This window comes from Sinomonas sp. P47F7 (genome assembly GCF_049332655.1).
Lineage (GTDB): Bacteria > Actinomycetota > Actinomycetes > Actinomycetales > Micrococcaceae > Sinomonas.
On the sequence record NZ_CP186327.1, the window covers coordinates 1,365,719 to 1,389,060 of the forward strand.

Genomic DNA, 23,342 nt, shown 5'->3' on the forward strand with positions numbered 1-23,342 from the left:
TGGTGGAAATCAGTGGACGGATTGAGGGCAGGTCAGGATTCGCGGGCGACGACCTCGGAGGTCTTCGTCGTCTCGTCCGGCTGGGCGGGCACGCCGCGGTTGCCGTTCCCGCCCATGCCGCGCATGAGGAGGCCGATGAGGGACGGACGGCCCTGGATCTTGCTGTACACGTCGAACGCGACGGCGAGCAGGAGCACGATGCCCTTGATCATCTGGGTGAGGTCCGCGCCGACGCCAAGGAGCTGGAGGCCGTTGTTGAGGACGGCCATGACAAGACCACCGACGATCGACCCGATGACGGTGCCGACGCCGCCCGTGACGGCCGCGCCACCGATGAACACGGCCGCGATCGCGTCGAGCTCCCAGCCGGTTCCGTCGAACGGGCCCGAGGCAGTCGAGCGGCCCACGAAGACCATGCCCGCGAGTGCCGCGAGGATCGACATGTTCATCATGACCATGAAGTTGACCTTCTTGGACTGGACGCCGGAGAGCTCGGCCGCGTGGCGGTTGCCGCCCACGGCGTAGATGTGGCGGCCGATGATCGTCTTCGACGACACGAAGCCGTAGATGAGCACGAGCACGCCGAGGATGAGGCCCGGGATCGGGAAGGACGTGCCCGGGCGCCCCGTCGCGAAGAGGTATGTCGCGTACAGGATCGCGGCAACGATGAGGACGAGCCGCGTGACGGTGACCCACTGGTCCGGGACCTCGGCTCCGAGCGCCTTCGCCTCGCGGCGCGCCCGGAGCTGGAAGAACACGACAGCGGCGGCGCCGATGAGGCCGAGCAGGAGCGTGAGGTTGTTGTAGCCCGTGTTGGGGCCGATCTCCGGGAGGTAGCCGGCGCCGATGTACGTGAAGTCCTTCGGCACCGGGACCGTGTTCGACTGACCGATGAACTGGTTGAGGCCGCGGAAGAGGAGCATGCCGGCGAGCGTCACGATGAACGCGGGGATGCCGACGTACGCGACCCAGAAGCCCTGCCACGTGCCGATGACGGCGCCCATGATGAGGCCGAGCAGGATCCCGACCCCGGACGGCAGGTGCCAGTCGCGCATCGTGATCGCGACGATGATGCCGACCGAGGCGGCGACCGAGCCGACCGAGAGGTCGATGTGGCCCGCGATGATCACGAGGACCATGCCGATGGCGAGGATCAGGATGTAGGAGTTGCCGTTGAACAGGTTGATGACGTTGTCCGGGGTGAGGGTGAGCCCCCCGGTGAGGATCTGGAACAGGATGATGAGCGCCACGAGGGCGAAGATCATGCCGAACTGGCGGGTGTTTCCGCCGAATAGCTTCTTGAGGGCGTCCATGGTGATTCCTTGGCTCTCGGCGGTCTCAGGCCGCGGCGTTCTTGCGGGCTTGGGTCATGAGCTTCATGAGGTTCTCCTGGGTGGCTTCCTCCTTGTCGAGGACGCCCGTGATCGCTCCCTCGAAGATCGTGTAGATCCGGTCGGAGAGGCCCAGGAGCTCCGGGAGCTCGGAGGAGATCACGATCACGCCCTTGCCCTGGCTGGCCAGGCGCTGGATGATGCCGTAGATCTCGTACTTCGCACCGACGTCGATGCCGCGCGTCGGCTCGTCGAGGATCAGGAGTTCGGGGTCGGTGAACATCCACTTGGCCAGCACGACCTTCTGCTGGTTGCCGCCGGAGAGCTTCGAAACGCCCTCGTCGACGGTGGGCGCCTTGGTGCGCAGCGAGCGCCGGTACTCCTCGGCGACCTGGTACTCGCGGTTCATGTCGACCACGAGGCCCTTCGTGACCTTCTTGAGCGCGGCCGAGACCGTGGTCGACTTGATGTCGTCGAGGAGGTTGAGGCCGAGCGTCTTGCGGTCCTCGGTCACGTAGCCGAGGCCCGCGTCGATCGCCTGGGGGACGGTGTGCATCTTGACCTCGCGGCCGTGCATGAACGTCTGGCCCTCGAGGAACTTGCCGTACGAGTGGCCGAAGATCGAGCGCGCGAGCTCCGTGCGGCCCGCACCCATGAGGCCCGCGAAGCCCACGATCTCGCCCTTGCGGACGAAGAAGTTCGACCGCTTGCAGACAAGGCGATCGGCGACCGAGGGGTGCTGCACGGTCCAGTTCCGCGCCTCGAACAGCACCTCGCCGATCTTCGGCGTGTGATCGGGGAAGCGGGACTCGAGGGTGCGGCCGACCATGCCCTTGATGATCCGGTCCTCGTCGACGCCGTCAGCTTTGACGTCGAGCGTCTCGATCGACTTCCCGTCCCGGATGATCGTGATCGAGTCCGCGATCTGCTCGATCTCGTTGAGCTTGTGGGAGATGATGATCGACGTGATCCCGCGGCCCTTGAGACCGAGGATGAGGTCCAGGAGGTGCTGGGAGTCGGTTTCGTTGAGCGCGGCAGTCGGCTCGTCGAGGATGAGCAGGCGGACCGACTTGTTGAGGGCCTTCGCGATCTCGACGAGCTGCTGCTTGCCGACGCCGATGTCCTTGATCGGGGTGTCGGGGTCCTCGGAGAGGCCTACGCGCGCCATGAGGTCGATCGACCGACGCCGGGCCTCCTTCCAGTCGATGACACCGCGCTTCGCGGGCTCGTTGCCGAGGAAGATGTTCTCCATGATGGACAGCTCGGGGATGAGCGCGAGCTCCTGGTGGATGATCACGATGCCCGCGTGCTCGCTCGCGCGAATGTCCTTGAATTCCTGGATCGAGCCCTGGTAGACGATGTCGCCCGAGTACGTGCCGTAGGGGTAGACGCCTGAGAGCACCTTCATGAGCGTCGACTTGCCAGCGCCGTTTTCGCCGCAGATCGCGTGGATTTCCCCGGCTTTGACGCTGAGGCTCACGTCCGAGAGCGCTTTGACGCCCGGGAATTCCTTGGTGATGGATTGCATCTGCAGGATCACAGGTTGGTCTGCCATATGCCCTTCGCCTCCTGGTCGAACCTCGTTGTCCGGCCCTCCGCTGGGGCGGGGCCGTCTCTGCCTGACGAGTAAACAGTCACGAAGCCGTTGTCGTCAAGGCTTTAACGCAATCGTTGTGATTACGCGCTCACGGATGGTGAGAAATATCCGCATGCTGGAAGACGAGCGCGACCGCCCCGAGCACCTCGGCTCGGACGCCGAGCGCAGACATCGTCACGGTTGTCGTCTGGCCGATGAGGGGCACGGCGTGCCGCACAAGACCCCTCCGCACGGGGTCCAGGAGCAGATCGCCCATCTCGGTGAGGGGGCCGCCGAGCACGATCACCTCGGGGTTGATGAGGTTGGCGACGTTGCCGAGCGCGCGGCCGACGGCGAGCCCCGCGTCGTCGACGACCCTGAGCGTCGCGGTGTCGCGGGCGAGGGCCATCCGGACGATGTCGTCCGGCGTGACGCGCTCGCGCCCGCCCCGGCTCAGGAGCTCGATCATCGTGGTGGTCGAGGCGAGCGTCTCGAGGCACCCGCGGTTGCCGCAGCGGCAGATTTGACCGTGCTCGACGATCGTCGCGTGGCCGATCTCGCCGGTCACCCCGACGTGCCCGTAGAACGGCTGGCCGTTGATGATGAGGCCCGCGCCGATGCCCGAACCGATCTTGACGAAGATGAGGTTCGAGACGCCGCTGTGCGGCCCCCAGGTGACCTCGCTCAGCGCACCGAGATTCGCGTCGTTGTCAACGAATACGGGGAGTTCCAGCGCCTCTTCGAGGTGGGTCAGGAGGTTGAAGCCGACCCATTCGGGAAGGATCGCCCCTTGCGCCACCGAGCCCGTGCGGTGATCGATCGGGCCGGGGATTCCGGCCCCGACCCCGACGACGTCACGCCGGTCGATGCCCGCGTCCTCGAGCAGCGAGTCGAGGACGTCGACGGCGGCCGCGATCCCGACGTCGGCCTCGTGCCCGAGCGGGAGGGAGACGGTGTCCTCGGCGAGGATGTCGTACGCGAGGTTGGACACGACGACCCTCAGGTGGCGCCGCCCGAAGTCGATGCCCACGGCGACGGCGCTGTTGCTGTTGAGCCGCACGCTCAGGGCGCGGCGTCCCGAGCTGGTGGTCGGCTCCGTCGCGACGATCGATGCCTCGTGCAGGACCTTGACGATGTTGGACACCGTGGCGGTGGAGAGTCCCGTGGTGCGGGAGAGTTCGGCCTGGGTGGCGGGACCCGCCATGAGCGCCTCCACGATGCGTTGCTCGTTCTGGCGTCGGAGCGCGGACTGCGAGCCTGGATTGTCGGGTGAGCCCGTCGGCGAGCGCAGCGTGGAGACCATGCGACACAGCATGATCATGGACGCGCCTTGGCGTCAAGAAGTGAACACAATCGGCTGCATTATTGTGCATTGCGTGTACACGTATTCCGGGCTGGGCGGGGCACTAGTCTGGGCGCATGGCACCAGTCATCGACTTTGGCGGAAAGCGCCCCGACATCCACCCGAGCGCGTTCGTTGCGCCCACGGCGAGCATCATCGGCGATGCCCATCTGGCGGAGAGGTCGAGCGCCTTCTATGGCGTGTCCGTGCGCGCTGACACCGCCACGATCACGGTCGGCGCGGGCACGAATCTGCAGGACAACGTGGTGCTCCACGCCGACGAGGGGTTCCCGTGCACCGTCGGAGCGGGCGTGTCGATCGGACACAACGCGGTGGTCCACGGCTGCACCGTCGAGGACAACGTGCTCGTGGGCATGAGCGCGACCATCATGAACGGCGCTGTCATCGGCTCGGGCTCGCTCGTGGCGGCAGGCGCCGTCGTGCTCGAAGGCACGGTCGTGCCGCCCCGCTCGCTCGTGGCCGGCGTTCCCGCGAAGGTGCGCCGCGAGCTGACCGACGACGAGGTCAAGGGCGTGCACCGGAACGCGTCCCATTACGTGGACCTCGCCCGCGCCCACCGCAAGGCGGTCGCCGCTCTCTGAGTTGCGCCGTCACGTCCGCAGGGTGAGCACCCTGCGGACGTGACGGCGCAATCTCAGGCGGGGTCAGCCGAAGACCACCGTCCGAGTCCCGTCGAGCAGGACGCGGTGCTCGGCGTGCCACTGGACCGCGCGGCACAGGGTCCGGCCCTCGACGTCTCGGCCCAGCTGCACAAACTGCTCGGGGGTCTTCGAGTGGTCCACCCGGATGACCTCCTGCTCGATGATGGGCCCCTCGTCGAGATCGGCCGTGACGTAATGGGCCGTCGCGCCGATGATCTTGACGCCGCGCGCGTGCGCCTGGTGGTACGGCTTGGCGCCCTTGAACGAGGGCAGGAACGAGTGGTGGATGTTGATCGCTCTGCCCTCGAGGGCGCGGCAGAGGTCGTCGGAGAGGATCTGCATGTACCGTGCCAGCACCACGAGCTCGATCCCGTGCTCCTCGACAAGGGCGAGCAGCTTCGCCTCGGCCTCCTCCTTCGTGGCCTTCGTGACCGGGAGGTGCACGAACGGGACCCCGTAGAACTCGGCCATGGGCGCCAGCTCGGTGTGGTTCGAGACGACCACGGGCACCTCGATGGGCAGCGTTCCGGTGCGCTGCTGGAACAGGAGGTCGTTGAGGGTGCGGCCGTCCTTCGAGCACATGATGAGGGTCCGGACGGGTTCGCCGTTCGTGTAGAGGCCCAGCTTCATGTCGAAGGCCTGCGAGACGGGCGCGAGGGAGGCCTCGAGCTCGGCCCGCGGCGCAGACGTCTCGACGGTCACGCGCATGAAGAACGTCCCGGTTTCGGGGCTCTCGTACTGGCGCGACTCGGCGATGTTGCACCCGGCGTCAAGGAGGGCGCCGGAGACGGCGTGCACGATCCCCGGTCGGTCCGGGCAGGAGAGCGTCACAATGAAGGAGTTGCGTACCACCCGTCTAGGCTAAGCGCTCCGCGCGCCGCTCACCTCCGCCGGGAGGGCGCGCATGGCCGCAACGGCCGCCGCTCGCCCCGCGCGCGTCGCGCCGATGGTCGAGGCGGACGCCCCGTAGCCCACGAGGAAGAGGCGCGGCTCACGCACTGCGCTGACGCCGTCGTCGGCCATGAGCACCCCGCCGCCGGGTTCGCGCAGGTGGAGCGGCGCGAGGTGCCCGAGCGACGCGCGGAAGCCCGTGGCCCAGAGGATCGCGTCGAGCTCGAGTTCGGTGCCATCGGCGAGCACGGCGCCGCGCGCCGTGATCCGCTCGAGCGGCCCCTTCGACACGAGGACGCCCGCCTCGACGCCCGCGCGGTACTGGTCGGTGAGCAGCAGCCCGGTCGCGGCCACGACGCTGAGGGGCGGCAGCCCGGCCCGCGTGCGCTCGTTGACGCGGCGTTCGACGTCGACGCCCCAGTCTGCGTCGAACGGCGCCGAGCGGAACTCGGGCGGGCGACGCGTGGACCAGTACGTCGCCGCGCCGGCCGCGTCGAGCTGGAGGAGGAACTGGAGTGCCGACGTCCCGCCGCCGACCACGAGGATGCGCTGCCCTCTGAATTCCTCGGCGCTCACGAAGTCGTGCGTGTGGAGCTGGCGACCGCGGAAGAGCTCCTGGCCCGGGTAGTGCGGCCAATGCGGGCGGTCCCACGTGCCGGTGGCGCTGATGACGGATTGCGTCAGCCACTCGCGCCCGTCCTCCGCGCGCACGAGGAGGCGCCCGTCGTCGTCCGTTGTCAGCTCAGGCGTCGTTCTCCTTACTGAGGCCACGCGCGCCGGGCGGACGATGGGGAGCCCATACTCGCGCTCGTACGCGCCGTAGTAGCGGCTGACGACGGCGGAGCTCGGCTCGCGCGGATCCGGCGCCTCGAGCGGGAGGCCGGGGAGTGGGTGGAGGCCGTGCGCGGCGTCGAACGTGAGGGACGCCCACCGGTGGCGCCAGGCTCCGCCGGGGCCGCTGTTGGCGTCAAGTACAACGTAGTCCTCCCACGCACGCAGGCCCCTGCGCTGGAGCCAGTACGCCGCGCTGAGCCCGGCTTGGCCCGCCCCGATCACGACCACCTTGAGCGCCTCCACGCCGTCTCCCTCCGTTCCGCTGACACGTCAACCACCTGCGTAACCATGAGAAACGCCAGCCTGTTCCCCGCTCGGCCGGGATAGACTGTGGCCTGTCGCGACTGGCGTTGGGTGGGTCACCACCGGGGAGCGACGCGTGCTGCGGTGCCAAGGCCACTTGTCTGGCGGGCGCGGCGCACACGGGACACCATGGGTCGTACGCCTGGGCCAGGGGTCGAGCACCACCGTGCTGTCATGCCCCGGACGCGAGTTCCAGCAGGGGCAGGGCGGCCGGTAGCCTGACCAGTAGCACGCCGAGCCCAATTCAGGAGATCCCGTGACCACCACGAATCCCACTGTGTCCTCCGTCAGCAACCTTCCGCTTGCCGACGTCGACCCCGAGATCGCCGCAGTCCTCGAGCAGGAGCTGGGCCGCCAGCGCGACACGCTCGAGATGATCGCGTCCGAGAACTTCGCGCCGCGCGCCGTCATGGAGGCGCAGGGCTCGGTCCTCACCAACAAGTACGCCGAGGGTTACCCCGGCCGCCGCTACTACGGCGGCTGCGAGTACGTCGACGTCGCCGAGAACCTGGCGATCAGCCGCGTCAAGGAGCTGTTCGGGGCCGAGTTCGCGAACGTCCAGCCCCACTCGGGCGCCCAGGCGAACGCCGCGGCGCTCGCCGCGATGATCAACCCGGGCGACAAGATCCTGGGCCTCTCGCTCGCGCACGGCGGCCACCTCACGCACGGCATGAAGCTCAACTTCTCCGGCAAGCTCTATCAGGTCGCCGCGTACCAGGTCGAAGAGGACACGTTCCGCATCGACATGGACAAGCTCCGCGAGCAGGCACTTGCCGAGCGTCCGAACGTCATCATCGCCGGCTGGTCCGCGTACCCGCGCCACCTCGACTTCGCGGCGTTCCGCTCGATCGCGGACGAGGTCGGCGCCCTCCTGTGGACGGACATGGCGCACTTCGCGGGCCTCGTCGCCGCGGGGCTCCACCCGAGCCCGGTCCCGGACTCCCACGTCGTGACCTCGACCGTGCACAAGACCCTCGCAGGCCCGCGCTCCGGCGTGATCCTCGCGAAGCAGGAATTCGCCAAGAAGATCAACTCGAACGTCTTCCCGGGCCAGCAGGGCGGCCCGCTCATGCACGTGATCGCCGCGAAGGCCGTCGCGTTCAAGATCGCGGGTTCGGAGGAGTTCAAGGAGCGCCAGGAGCGCGTCCTCGAGGGCGCCCGCATCATCGCGGACCGCCTCAACCAGAAGGACGTCGCGGACGCGGGCGTCTCGGTGCTCACGGGCGGCACGGACGTGCACCTCGTGCTCGTGGACCTGCGCAACTCGCAGCTCGACGGCCAGCAGGCCGAGGACCTCCTCCACGAGGTCGGCATCACCGTGAACCGCAATGCCGTCCCGTTCGACCCGCGCCCGCCGATGGTCACCTCCGGTCTGCGCATCGGCACGCCGGCCCTCGCGACGCGTGGCTTCGGCGCCACCGAGTTCACCGAGGTCGCCGACATCATCGCGGCCGCGCTCAAGGGCGGCGCCGATCTCGCGTCCCTCCAGGCGCGCGTCGACAAGCTCGCCGCGGACTTCCCGCTCTACCCCGGCCACGAGGAGTGGTGAGCGGCACGATGACGTTGCCTGTCGACGGCGGAGCCGTCGTTCTTGACGGCAAGGCCGCCTCGGCGGCCATCAAGGCCGAACTCGCCGAACGGGTCGCGGCCCTCAAGGCCAAGGGCATCACGCCGGGGATCGCGACGGTGCTCGTGGGCGCGGATCCGGCCTCGCAGCTGTATGTGGGCATGAAGCACAAGCAGTCCGTCGCGATCGGGATGAACTCGATCCAGAGGGAGCTGCCCGCGGATGCGACCCAGGAGCAGGTCGAGGCCCTCATCGACGAGCTCAACGCCGACCCGACCTGCCACGGGTACATCGTGCAGCTCCCGCTGCCGAAGCACCTCGACACGGACGCCATCCTCGAGCGGATCGACCCGGCCAAGGACGCCGACGGCCTCCACCCGACCAACCTCGGGCGGCTCGTGCTCAACGTCAACGGCCGGATCGACACGCCGCTGCCGTGCACGCCGCGCGGCGTCATCGAGCTCCTGCTGCGCAACGACTACGACCTCAAGGGCAAGCACGTGGTCGTCGTGGGGCGCGGCGTGACGATTGGCCGCTCGATCCCGCTGCTGCTCACGCGCCGCGAGATCAACGCGACGGTCACCCTCACGCACACCGGCACGCAGGACCTCTCGGAGCACCTCCGCCGCGCGGACGTGATCGTCGCGGCGGCCGGGGTCAAGCACATCGTCAAGCCCGAGGACGTCAAGCCCGGCGCGGCCGTGCTCGACGTCGGTGTAACGCGCGAGGAGGACCCGGACGGGGGCCGGCCGAAGGTGTTCGGCGACGTCGACCCACGGGTCGCCGAGGTGGCAGGCTACCTCTCGCCGAACCCCGGCGGCGTGGGCCCCATGACGGTGGCCCTGCTCATGACCAACGTGGTCGAGGCTGCGGAGCGCGAGGCCGCGCGCGCCTGATCGCTCGTTGCGCCGTCACGTCCGCAGGGTCACACCCAGCGGAGGTGACGGCGCAACGCTCTCAGCGGCTACTTGAGCTGCCCCCGGATCTCGCCGCCGGGCCACATGTGGGTGTGGACGTTGACGTAGTACGCGTCCGGGTCAGCGGAGACGGCCGAAAGCAGGCTCGCGCTGACCGTCTTGCACGCGCTCGAGGTCCACGTCGTGCCGGCGCCGACGGTGAGCGGAATGACGATCGGACCCGCGACGTTGCGCGGCGCCACATGCACGTGCGCTCCGATCGCCGGCCCCGTGAGGTCCCGAACTTCGAGGGTGTAGCAGAACTGCGTCCCGTTGATCGTGAAGCTGAAGAAGCCGGAGGCGTCGCTCGTTGAGCCGGTCGTCTCCTGCTCCGAGTTGAGCGGGATGGCTGGGACGCCGCCTGGTTTGGCGACCGCGGCCGGAACGCCCGCGAGTGTGAGCACGGCGACCGCGGCGGCGACGGCGACGCTCTTCCAACGGGGAATCCGCACGCTCATGGTGTCCTCCTTGCTGGGGTGTGGTGCATTTCACGCTACGCGCGGCCCCTGCGGGCAACAATGCGCGAAGAGGTCCAATAGCCACATGCTCCCGGCGGAGTAGTCGCCCGTGCGCCCCATGGCCGACGACGGCGCTCGGCCCGGGCGCGTAGGCTCGATCCATGCGGGCACGGGACGGCGATCGGGCGGGCGACTCGCCGCCCGGTTCAGTGCCGCCCTGGTCCGGCAACCTCTGGTCCGGCACCCTGCCCGGCCCCTGGTCCGGCACCCCTCGCCCGGCCCGTGGCGCCCGCGGCGTGCGCCATGGCCCGTGCGCGTCGCGGGCGCCGCGGTCCTCGCCGTCGTCCAGATCGTGGGGACGCACGTTTCGTCCCTCCGCCAGCCCGACGCCCGCCCTCTCGACGCGCTCGCGATCGTGTTGCTCGTGGCCGGCCCGGCGCTCCTGCTCGCCCTCCGCCGCCGGCCTGGGCCTGCGGTGGCCGCCGTCGCGGCCGTCACGATCGCCTACTTTGCGCTCGGCTATGCGTGGGGGCCCGTGCTCGTCTCGCCCGTCCTCGCGCTCGTGTTCGCGACCGCGGCCGGCGCGCGCCGCTGGTCCTGGTCCTCGGGCGCAGCCCTCGTGGTCGCCGGCGCCGTGGGCGCGATCCCGAGCGGAGACTGGGTCAGAGCCGGCGCCGAGGCCGCGTGGACCGCTGTGGTGCTCCTCCTCGGGGAGGCCCTCCGGGTGCGCCGCGAGCGCTTCGCCGCCCGCCGCCGCGAGTGGGAGGCCCACCGCCGCGAGGCTCGGGATCAGGAGCGGCTCGAGCTCGCGCGCGACATCCACGACGTCGTGGCCCACTCGCTCTCCCTCATCAACGTCCGCGCGAGCGTCGCGCTGCATCTCGCCGACCGCCGCCCCGAGGAGCTCCGGCCAGCGCTCGAGGCCATCAAGCAGGCCAGCCATGAGGCGCTCGGCGAGGTCCGGGAACTGCTCGGCGTCCTGCGCCAGGACGCGCCCGTGACGCCCGGTGAGCCGCTCGAGCGCCTCCCGGCGCTCATCGAGGACGCGCGGGGGATGGGTCTCGAGGTGACCCTGTCCGCGGGACTTGCGCCGCCGCCGTCGGCCGCGCTCCAGCGCGTGGTCTACCGCGTGGTCCAGGAGGCGCTCACCAATGCCGTGCGCCACGCCGATGCGCGCCGCGTGACGGTGCGCCTCGCGCGTGAGCCTGGGTTCGTGGTCATCGAAGTGCACGACGACGGCGCGGGACTCCGCGGCGCCGTGCCCGGCTCTGGGCTGCGCGGCATGCGCGAGCGCGTCGAAGGAGTGGGCGGGACCCTCACCCTCGCGGACGACGGCGGGCTGCGGCTCCGCGCGGAGCTCCCCGAGGCGCGGGGCGGGGAGGGGACCCGGTGATCAGGATTCTCATCGCGGACGATCAGGCGCTCATCCGGGCGGGCTTTCGGGCCCTGCTGGACGCCGAGCCGGACATGGAGATCGTCGGCGAGGCTGGCACAGGGGCGGAGGCCGTCACGGCGGCCGCGCGGCTCGCGCCCGACGTGGTGCTCATGGACATTCGCATGCCTGGCGGAGACGGCCTTGAGGCGACGCGGAGCATTCTCGCCGGGATCGCCCCTGCGGCCGGTGCGGGGGCGCCCGGCGCGGCTGGGGCTGCGGCGCACGTCCCGCGCGTCGTGATCCTCACGACCTTCGAGCTCGACGAGTACGTCACGGGCGCGATTCGGGCCGGGGCCAGCGGGTTCCTCGTGAAGGACACCGAACCGGAGGACCTCGTGCGCGCGGTCCGGGCCGTCCACGAAGGGGACGCGATGCTCTCTCCCTCCGTCACGCGGCGGCTCCTCGAGCGGCTCGCGGCAGAGCGGCCGTCCGCGCAAGCCGTGCCGCCCGCGGACGTGCGCCTCCTGACGGAGCGAGAGCGCGAGGTGGTCGCGCTCGTGGGGCAGGGCCTCAACAACGCCGAGATCGGCGAGCGGCTGTACATCACGCCGCTCACGGCCAAGACCCACGTCTCCCGCGCCATGACGAAGCTCGGTCTGCGGGATCGAGCACAGCTCGTGGTCCTCGCGTACGAATCCGGCCTCGTGCGGCCGGGCTGGCTCGGCTGACGCTCGCTTCCGGGGCTCGAGGGGAGCGCGACGGGAGCATGAGCCACTGCTTCGCGGGGAGTATCCGCGCGGTGGCAAGTCACTCCGGCCGGCGGACGCGGGCGACGCCGCGCCGGCGAAGACTTGAACCAGCGGCTGAGACCAGCCGACTCCCGCACAGAAGCTCAACGCTTGACAGACTCAATGCAAGGGGAACTCAAAATGACTGCTCTTTCAGTGATGGCTGACACCGTCACGTGGCCCGGCGCCTGGTTCGGGCCATGGTTCCTGCTCATCCCGCTCGCCTGGATCCTCGTCTTCGTGGTCATCTTCGCGTTCGCGCGCCGATTCTGGTGGCGCCGCCACTGGCGCGAGTTCCAGGGGTATGGCGGTCCCGGTTATGCCGGCCACGGGTACGGCGTCCAGGGTTACGGCGGCCCCGGGTACGGCGTCCAGGGCGGCGGCGCCGAGGGCGTGCTCCGCGAGCGCTTCGCGCGCGGCGAGATTGACGAGACCGAGTATCGCCAGCGCCTCGAGGTGCTGCGCGCCGAGCAGGGAAGCTAGGGTCCAGTCCGGGCCGGGTTCAGGCGCGGAGGCCCGTTCCGCCAGTACGCGTACTGGACGGAACGGGCCTGGTGGTCGGCCAGAACCCGTGGGATTTCGCGGGTCCGGGCAGGCCGTGCCGGGCCGCCGGGCCGGAAGGCAGCCCGAACGCGTGCGCCCTGGACCGCGCGCTCGCCCCTAGACCTCGGCGGCCTCGACCGCGAGCGCGGCCTTGGGTCCGAAGACCGTCGCGCCCGTGGACTGCTCCTCCTCGTGGTCGGGGCCGAGCGGGATCCCGCGCCGGTCCCGGAGGCACGCGACTGCCACGATCGACACAAGCGTGACGATGAGCAGGTAGAGCGAAACCGCTGCGGTGGTGCCTGTGGCCTGTAGGAGGGCCTGCGCGATGGTGGGGGCGAACGCCCCGCCGAGGATCGCCCCGATCGCGTAGGAGATCGAGACACCCGAGAAGCGTACGGACGCCGGGAAGATCTCCGCGTACCACGCGGCCTGGGGCCCGTATGAGAGGCCGAGGCCGATCGAGAAGAGCACGAGTCCCGCGTAGAGTCCGCCGAGCGTGCCAGTGTTGACGAACCAGAAGAGCGGGAACACCATGAGCACCTGGAATCCGAAGCCGATCAGGTAGGTCTTCTTCCTCCCGATCGCATCGGCGAGAATCCCGGCCGTGGCCGTCGAGATGAACCACATGGCCGCACCGACGGTTGTTGCGACGAGCACCGCCGTGGCGTCCATCTTGAGCTTGCCGGTCGCGTAGCCCTGAATGAAGCCGCCCGTTGTCATGTAGCCCGCGGCGTTGTTGCCCACGAACACGAGCGCCGCGAGGATCACGAGATGCCAGTGCTTGCGGAACAGGGCGACGATCGGCACCTTGGCCTGCTGCCCGCGTTCCGCCAGCTCGGCGAAGACGGGGCTCTCCTCGACTACCCGCCGCACGAAGAAGCCAATGACGATCAGGACGACGCTCAGGAGGAACGGCACGCGCCAGCCCCATTCGAGGAAGGCCTTGCCGGGGGAGACCACGCCGGTCATGAGGGCCATGACGCCCGAGGCGATGAGCATGCCGAGGGGCACGCCGAGCTGCGGGAAGGACCCGGCCCGGCCGCGCCGACCCGCCGGGGCGTGCTCGACCGCCATGAGGACGGCCCCGCCCCATTCGCCGCCGGCGGAGATGCCCTGGACGATGCGGAGCACGAGAAGGAGGATCGGAGCCCCCAATCCGAACTGGGAGTAGGTGGGAAGCAGGCCGATGAGCGTCGTCGAACCTCCCATGAGCAGGAGCGTGAGCACGAGCATCGCCCGCCGGCCGATCAGGTCGCCGAAGTGGCCCGCGAGGAACGCTCCGAGCGGCCGGAAGAGGAAGCTGATGCCGACCGTGGCGAACGAGAGCAGGAGCGCGATGTTCTCGCCAGCCGGCTTGAAGAAGAGTTCGGCGAAGACGAGGGCCGCGCCGGTTGCGTAGATGAAGTAGTCGTACCACTCGATCGTGGTGCCGATGATGGTGGCCAGCGCCACGCGGCGCTGGGTCGAGGCGGCGGATGCGGCGCCGGGAGTGTTCATCCTGTGTCCTTGCGTGTCGGCATCTGCGCTGATGCCTTGCGGGAGCAGCTCGTGGCCGCTGGGCTGGTGCGGCGCGGGTGGGCGCCGGAGGAAGAGGGCAGTGACACCATGGTGACCGCCGGCTTCCTGCATGTAAACTTCAGAAAATCGGCAAAGAACTTTAGTCCGGCTTATTTTCCTTTCGGCGTTGGAGGACAATGGCGGAGTTCACGCTCCGGCAGCTCGAGCTGTTTTCGGCACTGCCGGATTTCACGACGCTGAGCGCCGCCGCCGAGCGCCTGCACATCTCTGAGTCGGCGCTCTCGCAGGCCATCACGAGCCTCGAGAAGGCCGTGGGTGTCCAGCTGTGCGTCCGCCGGAAGGCGCGCGGGCTCCAGCTCACGCCAGCGGGCCAGCACTTCGCGGTCCGAGCGAGGGGGATCCTCAGGGACTCGCAGGAGCTCGCGTTCGAGCTCCAGGGTGGGGCCCTCCGCGGACCAGTGCGCCTCGGCTGCTTCGCGAGCTTCGCGACGAGCGTCATCCCGGAGATCCTGGACGGCTTCCCGAGGCGCTATCCCGAGGTCTCCGTCGAGGTCACAGTCGGAACGGAGGAGGAGCTGCTGCCCGCGCTCGAGTCCGGCCAGCTCGACGTCGCGGTCGTCTACGACATGTTCCTTCCCCTGGGCTATGCCCAGCGCGAGATCTACGCGACGGAGCTCGAGGCCGTGCTCCACCCCGAGCATCCGCTCGCGGGCAAGGACAGCGTGGACCTCGCAGATCTCGCCGGGGAGCCGCTCGTCATGTACGACTCGAGCCCGAGCATCACGAACACGCACCGGGCCTTCGCGGCGCGGGGACTCCGGCCCACCGTCCTCACGAGTGTCCCGCAGGTGATCCTCGTTCAAGCGCTCGTGGGTCGAGGCCTCGGCTACGGGCTGCTCATGTCCCGCCCCAACAGCGCCCCCGTGAGCGTCGAGGGCCGGTCGCTTGCGGTGCGCCCCCTCCGCCCTTCCGCAACGCACACCCACGTCGTCGCGATCTGGCCCGAGGACATGTCCCTCTCGCCGCGGGCAGAGGCCCTCGTCGACTACGCCGTGGAGGCCCTGGGCGGTCGCGGCGAGGCCGGCCGGGGTGCTCACACCGCCGCCGGGGCGGCCCGCGAATAGGCCTTGAGGTCGAAAGCCGGGTCGCCGGCATCCGCCGGGGCCAGGGATCGCCCTGCTCCGAGCAGTCGGCGCGCCGCGAGGTGGTCGGCGGGGCTGTTGACCGACTCTACGCACACGAGCTCGCCGTCGTCGTAGGTGAACACGGAGAATCGGCCTGCCGCGACGTCTCCGCGAACTGCCGTGGAAGCGTCGCCCCTGCGCAGCCCGGCGATCTGCACTTTCGTGGCCCCTTGATGGCTCCAGAACCACGGGAGCTCGCGGTAGGGCCCCGGATCCTTGCCCAGGATGACGGCGGCCGCGTGCCGCGCCTGGTCCGTCGCGTTCTGCACGGATTCGAGGCGCACGCGCCGTCCGGCGTGGACGCTCGGGAAGCTCGCGCAATCGCCGATCGCGGAGATTGCAGGGTCGGACGCGCGCAGATTTCCGTCGACGGCAATCCCGCCGTCGTCCGCGAGCTCGAGACCGGCCGCGGCGGCCAGCCCGGATGCGGGGCGCACGCCCACGCCGACGACCACGAGATCCGCAGGAATCTCGCGCCCGGAAGTCGTGGCGACCGCCGAGACTCGGCGCCGCCCGCCGTCGTCGGACCCTGTGCCGAAGAACGCAGCGACGCCGTCCCCGAGTTCGAAGCGCACGCGGTCGAGCGCATGGCGCTCGGTGAGGAACATGGACACCGTCCGCGAGACGGCGCGCCGCAGTGGGCGCGCGGTCGGGGACACGAGCGTGACGTCCACGCCACGCGCTCGGGCGCCAGCTGCGAACTCGAGCCCCGTGAATCCTGCTCCGACCACGACGGCGCGGCGGGCCCCCTCGAGCGCAGCGGAGGCGGCCCGCGCGTCGTCGAGCGTGCGGAGGCGGAAGACCCCGGCGAGATCCTCACCCGGAACGCGGAGCGGACGGCTTTCGGCACCCGTGGCGAGGACGAGCGACGTGTAGGCAAGGCGCTCGCCCGTGCTGGTGAGGACCTCTCGCGAGCTTGGAAGGAGGCACTCGGCCGAGACGCCCCAGCGGGCGTCGACGCCTGCGTCGTCGAAGAAGGACGCGCCGCGCAGCAGGAGCGGCTCCGCCGCGGAACCGGCCGCGATGAAGTCCTTGGACAGGGGTGGCCGTTGGTAGGGCAGGCAGGCCTCGCGCGAGAGGAGGGTGAGCGGGCCCTCGTAGCCACCCGCTCGGAGCGAGTCCACGAGCTGGACGCCGGCATGGCCCGCCCCGACCACCACGACATGCTCGTCGCTGCCCACCCTCACACCTGCCCCGCGGGGACGTCGACGACGAGGGCTTCGCGATCGCCGCACGCGATCTGGCAGCCGAGCCGGCTGCGGCCGGGATCGCGCGGCGCGGCGGTGCACTCGAGCATCTCCTCCTCGTCCTCGCTCGGCGCGGGGAGACCTTCGAAAGATTCGGGGCGGACGTAGACATGGCACGTCGCGCACATGGCCTGACCGCCGCATTCGCCGACGATCCCCGGCACGCCCGCGTTGACGGCGGCGCGCATGACGGAGGTCCTGGGGTCGACGTCGAGCGTCGTGTGGGTGCCGTCGGACTGGATGTACGTGATGCTGGGCACGGTCCCCTCCTCAATTCCAGGCGACGGGGAGCTCGAGCATGCCGCGGAATACCCAGCCGCCCTCGCGCGCTGGCTGGTCCGCGAGCCGCAGCCGGGGGAGCCGCGCAAACAGCCGCGGCAGCGCGACGTGCGCCACGGACGTCCGCGCGACCCACGTGCCGGCGCAGAAGTGTGTGCCGCCGCCGAACGCGAGGTGCGGCCTCTTCTCGCGGTTGATGTCGAACGTCTCGGGGTCGTCGAACTGCTCCGGGTCGCGGTTCGCGGCAGCGACCACCACGCCGAGCCGGGCGCCGCGCGGGAGGGCCACGCCGGCGATCTCGACCTCGCGCGTGGTCTGGCGAGGATACATGCCGATTGGCGCGACCCAGCGCACGGCCTCCTCGAAGGCCGTGGCCCATCGCGCCGGGTCGGCGAGGACCTGGGCGAGCTGGTCAGGGTTCGTCAGGAGCGCCCAGGTCGCCGTGCCCAGCACGTCGCGTGGCTCGTTGAGGCCGCCGCCGATCGTCATTTTCATGTTGGCCCGGATCGCCTCGAGCGGCAGGCCGGCATTGACGACGGCGGAGAGCAGCGTCGCGTCCGGATCGGCTCGGAGCACGGGGACCAGCTCGCTGATTGCGGCGTCCACCTCCGCGCTCGACGCCGCGGATCTCGTCCACACCTCGGGATCGTCCGCGTAGTTGCCCGTGCCGTCGATCAAGGTCTGTGACCAGCGCTGCAGATCCGCCTGCGTCGCGTTGCGGAAGCCCATGATCTCGCGCAGGTTCTCCGCGGCGAACGGCGCCGCGAAGCCGAGGTGCAGGTCCGCGCCCGGGCCCTGCGCCGCGAAGGCGGCGAGGTACTTCTCGACGTTCTTCTCGAACACCGCAGACCACGTCTCCTTGATGGCCTTGGGCCGGAGCACTGGCCCGTACGCCGCGCGGTCCACCTGGTGCTCGGGATCGTCCTTGCGGAGCATCGAATGGCCCATGGCCCGTTTCATGAGCGAGCCGTCCTCGTCCGCGGAGAACGTCTCGGCGTCCTGCTCGATCCAGTGGCAGTCGGCGTAGCGGGTCACGAGGTACCGGCCCACGGACGGTACCCATGCGACCGGCGACTCCTCGCGCAGCCGGCGGTAGATCGGGTAGGGGTTGGCGTACAGATCTTCGAGGCGGACCCAGTCGGCCACCGGGACGGTGCCCGGGGCGTCGGCTTCGGGGGCCGGTGCGTGCTTTGTCATGCCACTCCTTCGTGTGCTTCGTGTAGCTGAATCGAGTGTGGGCTCTGCCACAAACTCAGGTAAAGTTCAATTAAGCTCACCCAAAAGCAAGAAGAACTGATGAATGGGCCGAGCGGGTGTGGAGGTTGTGATGGGCGCGGGCGAGGCGGTGGGCGGTCCGGAGCTGAGCGGCGCGCTTCAGGCGGCCGACGGCGTGGTCCGGGCGCCCAGCCGCTTCACGCTCCGCCAGCTGGGCTACTTGGTCGCCGTCGGCGACGCGGGCTCCATCAGCGCCGCGGCGGCCCGGCTGCATGTGACTCAGACCGCGGTGGGCGCGGCCCTCAACGACCTCGAGCGGGCGCTCGGGACGCATCTGCTGGTCAGGCGCCGTGCGCACGGGGCGATCTTGACCCCGGCGGGGCAGTACGTGCGGGACAGGGCGCGCTCCCTCCTTGCCGAGGCGACGGACCTCGAGCTTTCGGCACGGGACAGCGGAACGGCCCTTCGCGGACCGCTCGCGCTCGGCTGCTACTCGACGATTGCCGTGACGCTCATCCCGCCCATCCTCCAGGGGTTCGCAGAGCTGCACCCCGGCGTCGAACTCGACTTCGTCGCGGACCAGCAGGTCCCGCTCGAGCGGCGCCTGCTCGCCGGCGAACTCGACGCGGCGCTCATCTACGACATGAATCTGCCTATGGGGCTCGCGGCCCGAACACTGTACGAGGCGCGCGTCTACGCCCTGCTCTCCGCGGACCACCCGCTCGCGACGGGGGGTCCCGTTGACCTTGGCGCGCTTGCCCAGGATCCGCTCGTCTTCCTGGATCTGCATCCGAGCGGCGAGCACACCATGGCGGTCTTCCGGGCCGCGGGCGTCGAGCCCCGCATCCGCTACCGCACCACTGACTTCGAGCTCACGCGGTCCCTCGTGGGTCGCGGCCTAGGTTATGCGCTCCTCGTCCAGCGCCCGCGACGCGACGAGACGTACGAGGGCCTCCCGGTGGTCGCAGCCCAGATCGTGCCGTCGCCGGCGCCCGTGCGGATCCTCCTCGCTTGGTCGGCGGCAGTCCGGCCCACGCGCCGGGCTCAGGCGCTCATGGACTTCACGGCGGGTCTTTTCGCCGGTGGGGCACCCCGCGGAAAAACGACTGTGACCCACTCGTTCTGAAACACGTGTTGCAGAAACCATCGAAATCCCTTCCGACAGCCCAGCTTGTCGACTAGTGTGCGGTGAGTGTCACATCAATCACCAGGCATAGCTGGGGGGACAGCCGTGGCGGGGAGCGCGGAGTCGCGCCGAACGGTGATCAGCGCCCGCGATCTCGTCAAGACGTACGGGGATTTCAACGCCGTTGACGGGATCAGCTTCGACGTGCCCGCCGGGGAATCATTCGGCCTTCTGGGTCCGAATGGCGCCGGGAAGTCGACGACGATGCGGATGATCGGCGGCGTCACGCAGCGCTCGTCCGGGCAGCTCGACATCATGGGGCTCGATCCCGAGACGCAGGGTCCAGAGGTCCGGGCCCATCTCGGCGTCGTGCCTCAGCAGGACAACCTCGACGAAGAGCTCCGCGTCCGGGACAACCTCATTGTGTACGGGCGCTACTTCGGGCTCCCGCGCGCGTACCTCGCGCGCCGCGCTGACGAGTTGCTCGAGTTCGCGCAGCTCGAAGACAAGGCCAAGTCGCGCGTCGATTCCCTCTCCGGCGGCATGAAGCGGCGCCTCACGATCGCCCGGTCCCTCATCAACGATCCCAAGATCCTGCTCCTCGACGAGCCGACCACGGGCCTCGACCCGCAGGCCAGGCACGTCTTGTGGGACCGCCTGTTCCGGCTCAAGGAACAGGGCGTCACCCTCGTGCTCACCACCCACTACATGGACGAGGCGGAGCAGCTGTGCGACCGGCTCATCGTCGTGGACAAGGGCAAGATCATGGCCGAGGGCTCGCCTGCGGCACTCATCCGTGAGCACTCGAGCCGGGAGGTGCTCGAGGTGCGCTTCGGCACGGACCGCAATGCCGCCGTCGCCCCTCGCCTCGAGGGCGCGGGCGAGCGCGTCGAAGTCCTGCCGGACCGCATCCTGGTCTACACCGACGACGGCGAGGGCTCGCTTGAGCAGATCAGGAACCGCGGCCTGCACCCCATCACGTCGCTCGTGCGGCGCGCCTCGCTCGAGGACGTGTTCCTGCGCCTGACCGGGCGGTCGCTCGTTGACTGAGGTCCGGCATACCGAGGTCCTCGGGGCTCACGCGCCCGAGGTCTCCGCCGCGAAGGCGCGGCGCTGGGGCTCCTTCTACTTCATGGAGCACATGCTGCGGGGCATGCGCGCGTATCTCGTGACGATCGTCGTCACGAGCGTGGGCAATCCGCTGCTGTACCTGTTCTCGATGGGCGTGGGCCTCGCCTCGATCGTGGATCGCAACCCGTCCGCGCACTTCGGGGGAGTGGGCTACCTCGCGTTCGCGGCTCCGGCGCTGCTGGTCTCGAGCGCCGTCATGACGTGCGCGAACGAGATGATGTTCCCGGTCATGGACGGCTTCAAGTGGCGCCGGATCTACTACGGTCCCCACGTCACGCCACTCGTCCCGGGCCAGCTCGCGGCCGGCCACGTCATGGCCGTGGGGGTGCGGCTCCTGGTCCAGTGCTCGGTGTTCTTCCTCATCATGCTCGCCTTCGGCGCGGCCGCGAGCCCTGTCGCGTGGCTGCTGATCCCGGTGGGCGTGCTCGCGGGCCTCGCCGTGGGCACGCCGCTCATGGCCTACGCCGCGGGCATCCAGAAGGAGAACTTCCAGTTCTCGATGATCCAGCGGTTCATCATCATGCCGCTGTTCCTGTTCTCCGGCACCTTCTACCCCCTCGAGACGATGCCCACGGCGATGCAGTGGATCGGCTGGATCTCGCCCCTGTGGCACGGCAACCAGCTCGGTCGGCTTGTGTCAGTCGGCCTCAGTGAGCCCGGGTGGCTCGTGGCCGTCCACGTTCTGTACCTCGCGGCGCTCGGCGTGGGCGGCATCGTCTGGGCGCGGCGCAACTACACGAAGCGGATGAGCGCATGAGCTTCCTCACCGATGACGACTACGTCCTCGCCGCCGACCGCCGGCCGCTGAGCGCCCTCTACGCTCGCAACGCGAAATCCGTGATCGAGCGCGGCTTCCAGGTGATCAGAAGCCAGAACTGGATCATCCTGGTCTCCGGCTTCTTCGAGCCCGTCTTCTATCTCCTGTCCATGGGGATCGGTCTCGGGAACCTCGTCGGCGCGGTCGAGGGACCCGGGGGCGCCGAGATCAGCTACGCGGCGTACATCGCGCCCGCGCTCCTCGCGGTCTCAGCGATGAACGGCGCGATCTACGACTCGACGTGGAACATCTTCTTCAAGATGCACTTCGGCAAGCTCTACCAGAGCATGCTCTACACGTCCCTCGGGCCGTTCGACATCGCGCTCGGCGAGATCTTCATGGCACTGTTCCGCGGCTTCCTGTACGCGCTGGGCTTCACGGGCGTCATGGCGGTCATGGGCCTCATCACGACGCCGTGGGCCCTGCTCCTCGTCCCGACCTCGGTCATGGTCGCGTTCGGCTTCGCGAGCTTCGGCATGGCGATCACGAGCTACATGAAGACGTTCCAGCAGATGGACATCATCACGTTCGTCATGCTGCCCATGTTCCTGTTCTCGGCCACGTTCTATCCGCTCAGCGTGTACCCGCTCCCCATCCAGTGGATCGTGCAGGTGTTCCCGCTGTGGCACGGCGTCGAGCTCATGCGGGAGATCAGCATCGGAACGTTCAGCAGCGCGACGTGGGTGCACCTCGCGTACTACGTGGTCATGATCATCGTCGGAATGCTCTTCACCACGCGGCGGCTGCGCGCGCTCTTCCTGCGCTGATTCGTTCTCGGCCGGACCCTCGCGGCAGGTCTGGGAGAATGGGGTCCATGCAGTCACTCGGCTCCCAGAACCCCACCCCGGCGCGCTCGGGCTTCCGTATCGGCGCGTTCGGACTCTCCGTCCTGGTCCTCGCGTTTCTCGTCGCGGTCATCTTTGCGGCGAACCGGAATGAGGTCATCGGGTGGATCGTCGCGGTGATCTCGCTCGCATGGCTCGTGTTCGCCGTGTTCGTCTTCGTGACGGTCCGCGGCGCGGGTCGCCGAGCCCGCGAGCGGTTCGAGGAGGCGGCCCGCCAGTTCGGGCGCGCGCCGTCGATGGCGGGAGGCACGACGGCGGAGGAGGCCCGCACCGTCGACGAGGTCCGCGACCTCAAGCTCGACCATTCGTTCAAGATCATCCAGGTCCAGGAGCGCGTGGTTCGCGACAACCTCGGCAAGGATCCGGAGCAGGTGTCGAGGGCCCTCGAGACCATCCAGATCACCGCCGCGAACGCCCGTGACATGCTTCGCCCCGACGGCGGGGAGCCCGTCACGGGAACGGTCATCGACGAAGGGTAGAGTGGCTGGGTGACTCTCGAAGCTGCAAGCACCGCACCTGCATACGCTCCGAAAGACGGAGCGCTGCGCATCGCCACCGTGAACGTCAACGGGCTGCGCGCCGCGTGGCGCAAGGGGATGCCCGAATGGCTCGAGTCGCGCGACGTCGACATCCTCTGCATGCAGGAAGTCCGCGCACCTGACGAGACCGTCAATGAGCTGCTCGACGGCTGGCACATCCTCCACGCCGAGGCGGATGCGAAGGGCCGCGCGGGCGTCGCGATCGCCTCGCGCGTCGCGCCGACGGCCACGCGTGTGGGCATCGGGGATGCCTACTTCGAGACCGCCGGCCGCTGGGTCGAGGCGGATTTCGCGGTCGATGGCGGAAAGCAGCTCACGGTCGTGAGCGCCTACGTGCATTCGGGCGAGGTGGACACCCCCAAGCAGGTGGACAAGTACCGCTTCCTCGACGAGATGATCGCGCGCTTGCCGCAACTAGCACAGCTGAGCGACTACGCCCTCGTGGTGGGCGATCTCAACGTGGGCCACACGCCGTTCGACATCCGCAACTGGAAGGCCAATCAGAAGCGGGCTGGCTTCCTGCCCGAGGAGCGCGCCTACTTCGATCGCTTCTTCGGTGAGGAGATCGGTTGGAAGGACGTGCACCGCGAGCTCTCGGGGCAAGTCGATGGGCCGTACACGTGGTGGTCGCAGCGCGGCCGCGCGTTCGACAACGACGCGGGGTGGCGCATCGACTACCACATGGCCACGCCTGGCTTGGCATCGGCGGCGACGATCGCCGTCGTCGACCGCGCCACCGCGTGGGACACGCGCTTCTCGGACCATGCGCCGCTCGTGATCGACTACAAGCTCTAGACCTTCGGAAGAACTCCACA

At 69.3% G+C, this 23,342-nt stretch carries 23 protein-coding genes; 13 read left to right on the forward strand and 10 right to left on the reverse strand.

The annotated features are described in order from the left end of the window. Positions 1 to 32: 32 nt before the first annotated feature. The 3 genes from mmsB to ACOKR1_RS06540 all read right to left on the reverse strand — a co-directional run bounded on the left by mmsB (position 33) and on the right by ACOKR1_RS06540 (position 4,210). Positions 33 to 1,313, reverse strand: coding sequence for a multiple monosaccharide ABC transporter permease (mmsB, locus tag ACOKR1_RS06530; RefSeq protein WP_422935892.1), 1,281 nt, complete (start codon positions 1,311 to 1,313; stop codon positions 33 to 35). A gap of 25 nt (positions 1,314 to 1,338) precedes the next feature. Continuing rightward, a complete protein-coding gene (gene mmsA / locus ACOKR1_RS06535) occupies positions 1,339 to 2,886 on the reverse strand; it encodes a multiple monosaccharide ABC transporter ATP-binding protein (RefSeq protein ID WP_422935893.1) in 1,548 nt (515 codons plus the stop codon). 130 nt (positions 2,887 to 3,016) lie between these two features. After that, positions 3,017 to 4,210: an ROK family transcriptional regulator gene (locus ACOKR1_RS06540; RefSeq protein ID WP_422936574.1), complete on the reverse strand. Its 1,194-nt coding sequence runs from the start codon at positions 4,208 to 4,210 to the stop codon at positions 3,017 to 3,019. A gap of 116 nt (positions 4,211 to 4,326) precedes the next feature. Here ACOKR1_RS06540 and ACOKR1_RS06545 point away from each other — a divergent pair, with 116 nt between their 5' ends. After that, positions 4,327 to 4,851 carry a gamma carbonic anhydrase family protein gene (locus tag ACOKR1_RS06545; protein ID WP_422935894.1) on the forward strand — a complete coding sequence of 175 codons (525 nt, stop codon included), beginning with the start codon at positions 4,327 to 4,329 and terminating at the stop codon, positions 4,849 to 4,851. A 63-nt stretch (positions 4,852 to 4,914) separates the two neighbouring features. On the opposite strand, the gene purU is transcribed toward ACOKR1_RS06545, so the two are convergent. Both purU and ACOKR1_RS06555 read right to left on the reverse strand, forming a co-directional pair. After that, entirely contained in the window at positions 4,915 to 5,763 is an 849-nt protein-coding gene (gene purU / locus ACOKR1_RS06550; protein WP_422935895.1) for a formyltetrahydrofolate deformylase, read from the reverse strand. A gap of 9 nt (positions 5,764 to 5,772) precedes the next feature. Then, complete coding sequence (locus tag ACOKR1_RS06555) at positions 5,773 to 6,879, reverse strand: FAD-dependent oxidoreductase (protein WP_422935896.1); 1,107 nt, start codon at positions 6,877 to 6,879, stop codon at positions 5,773 to 5,775. Between the two features lie 316 nt (positions 6,880 to 7,195). On the opposite strand from ACOKR1_RS06555, the gene glyA reads away from it, so the two are divergent. Both glyA and ACOKR1_RS06565 read left to right on the forward strand, forming a co-directional pair. Then, entirely contained in the window at positions 7,196 to 8,488 is a 1,293-nt protein-coding gene (gene glyA, locus ACOKR1_RS06560) for a serine hydroxymethyltransferase (protein WP_422935897.1), read from the forward strand. Between the two features lie 8 nt (positions 8,489 to 8,496). Continuing rightward, a complete protein-coding gene (locus ACOKR1_RS06565; protein WP_422936575.1) occupies positions 8,497 to 9,402 on the forward strand; it encodes a bifunctional methylenetetrahydrofolate dehydrogenase/methenyltetrahydrofolate cyclohydrolase in 906 nt (301 codons plus the stop codon). A gap of 68 nt (positions 9,403 to 9,470) precedes the next feature. On the opposite strand, the gene ACOKR1_RS06570 is transcribed toward ACOKR1_RS06565, so the two are convergent. Beyond that, positions 9,471 to 9,920 (reverse strand): CHRD domain-containing protein, encoded by a 450-nt coding sequence (locus ACOKR1_RS06570; RefSeq protein ID WP_422935898.1) that lies wholly within the window; start codon positions 9,918 to 9,920, stop codon positions 9,471 to 9,473. A gap of 310 nt (positions 9,921 to 10,230) precedes the next feature. On the opposite strand from ACOKR1_RS06570, the gene ACOKR1_RS06575 reads away from it, so the two are divergent. From ACOKR1_RS06575 to ACOKR1_RS06585, 3 genes are all read left to right on the forward strand, one after another. Beyond that, positions 10,231 to 11,313, forward strand: coding sequence for a sensor histidine kinase (locus ACOKR1_RS06575; protein ID WP_422935899.1), 1,083 nt, complete (start codon positions 10,231 to 10,233; stop codon positions 11,311 to 11,313). Next, positions 11,310 to 12,023, forward strand: coding sequence for a response regulator (locus tag ACOKR1_RS06580; RefSeq protein WP_422935900.1), 714 nt, complete (start codon positions 11,310 to 11,312; stop codon positions 12,021 to 12,023). The genes ACOKR1_RS06575 and ACOKR1_RS06580 overlap by 4 nt, the downstream gene beginning before the upstream one ends. 201 nt (positions 12,024 to 12,224) lie before the next feature. Next, a complete protein-coding gene (locus ACOKR1_RS06585; RefSeq protein ID WP_422935901.1) occupies positions 12,225 to 12,566 on the forward strand; it encodes a hypothetical protein in 342 nt (113 codons plus the stop codon). A gap of 177 nt (positions 12,567 to 12,743) precedes the next feature. Here the strand turns inward: ACOKR1_RS06585 and ACOKR1_RS06590 are convergent, their stop codons facing one another. Continuing rightward, positions 12,744 to 14,123 carry an MFS transporter gene (locus tag ACOKR1_RS06590; protein ID WP_422935902.1) on the reverse strand — a complete coding sequence of 460 codons (1,380 nt, stop codon included), beginning with the start codon at positions 14,121 to 14,123 and terminating at the stop codon, positions 12,744 to 12,746. A gap of 197 nt (positions 14,124 to 14,320) precedes the next feature. Here ACOKR1_RS06590 and ACOKR1_RS06595 point away from each other — a divergent pair, with 197 nt between their 5' ends. Beyond that, positions 14,321 to 15,268 carry a LysR family transcriptional regulator gene (locus tag ACOKR1_RS06595; protein WP_422935903.1) on the forward strand — a complete coding sequence of 316 codons (948 nt, stop codon included), beginning with the start codon at positions 14,321 to 14,323 and terminating at the stop codon, positions 15,266 to 15,268. On the opposite strand, the gene ACOKR1_RS06600 is transcribed toward ACOKR1_RS06595, so the two are convergent. Genes ACOKR1_RS06600 through ACOKR1_RS06610 form a run of 3 tightly spaced genes read right to left on the reverse strand, consistent with a single transcriptional unit; the run spans position 15,238 to position 18,051 of the window. Next, complete coding sequence (locus ACOKR1_RS06600) at positions 15,238 to 16,509, reverse strand: NAD(P)/FAD-dependent oxidoreductase (RefSeq protein WP_422935904.1); 1,272 nt, start codon at positions 16,507 to 16,509, stop codon at positions 15,238 to 15,240. The genes ACOKR1_RS06595 and ACOKR1_RS06600 overlap by 31 nt on opposite strands. A gap of 2 nt (positions 16,510 to 16,511) precedes the next feature. Next, positions 16,512 to 16,835: a 2Fe-2S iron-sulfur cluster-binding protein gene (locus ACOKR1_RS06605; protein WP_422935905.1), complete on the reverse strand. Its 324-nt coding sequence runs from the start codon at positions 16,833 to 16,835 to the stop codon at positions 16,512 to 16,514. 10 nt (positions 16,836 to 16,845) lie between these two features. Further along, positions 16,846 to 18,051: a cytochrome P450 gene (locus tag ACOKR1_RS06610; RefSeq protein WP_422935906.1), complete on the reverse strand. Its 1,206-nt coding sequence runs from the start codon at positions 18,049 to 18,051 to the stop codon at positions 16,846 to 16,848. Positions 18,052 to 18,181: 130 nt separating this feature from the next. Between ACOKR1_RS06610 and ACOKR1_RS06615 the strand changes: the two genes are divergently transcribed. The 6 genes from ACOKR1_RS06615 to ACOKR1_RS06640 all read left to right on the forward strand — a co-directional run bounded on the left by ACOKR1_RS06615 (position 18,182) and on the right by ACOKR1_RS06640 (position 23,322). Next, the gene (locus ACOKR1_RS06615; RefSeq protein WP_422935907.1) at positions 18,182 to 19,195 is read left to right on the forward strand and encodes a LysR family transcriptional regulator; all 1,014 of its coding nucleotides are present in this window, start codon (positions 18,182 to 18,184) and stop codon (positions 19,193 to 19,195) included. A gap of 105 nt (positions 19,196 to 19,300) precedes the next feature. Continuing rightward, positions 19,301 to 20,245, forward strand: coding sequence for an ABC transporter ATP-binding protein (locus ACOKR1_RS06620; protein ID WP_415855088.1), 945 nt, complete (start codon positions 19,301 to 19,303; stop codon positions 20,243 to 20,245). Beyond that, entirely contained in the window at positions 20,238 to 21,083 is an 846-nt protein-coding gene (locus ACOKR1_RS06625; RefSeq protein ID WP_422935908.1) for an ABC transporter permease, read from the forward strand. Before ACOKR1_RS06620 ends, ACOKR1_RS06625 begins: the two co-directional genes overlap by 8 nt. Beyond that, positions 21,080 to 21,910 carry an ABC transporter permease gene (locus tag ACOKR1_RS06630; protein WP_422935909.1) on the forward strand — a complete coding sequence of 277 codons (831 nt, stop codon included), beginning with the start codon at positions 21,080 to 21,082 and terminating at the stop codon, positions 21,908 to 21,910. The genes ACOKR1_RS06625 and ACOKR1_RS06630 overlap by 4 nt, the downstream gene beginning before the upstream one ends. Positions 21,911 to 21,957: 47 nt before the next feature. Then, positions 21,958 to 22,467 carry a hypothetical protein gene (locus ACOKR1_RS06635; protein WP_415855085.1) on the forward strand — a complete coding sequence of 170 codons (510 nt, stop codon included), beginning with the start codon at positions 21,958 to 21,960 and terminating at the stop codon, positions 22,465 to 22,467. A gap of 9 nt (positions 22,468 to 22,476) precedes the next feature. Beyond that, a complete protein-coding gene (locus ACOKR1_RS06640) occupies positions 22,477 to 23,322 on the forward strand; it encodes an exodeoxyribonuclease III (protein ID WP_422935910.1) in 846 nt (281 codons plus the stop codon). Positions 23,323 to 23,342: the final 20 nt, after the last annotated feature.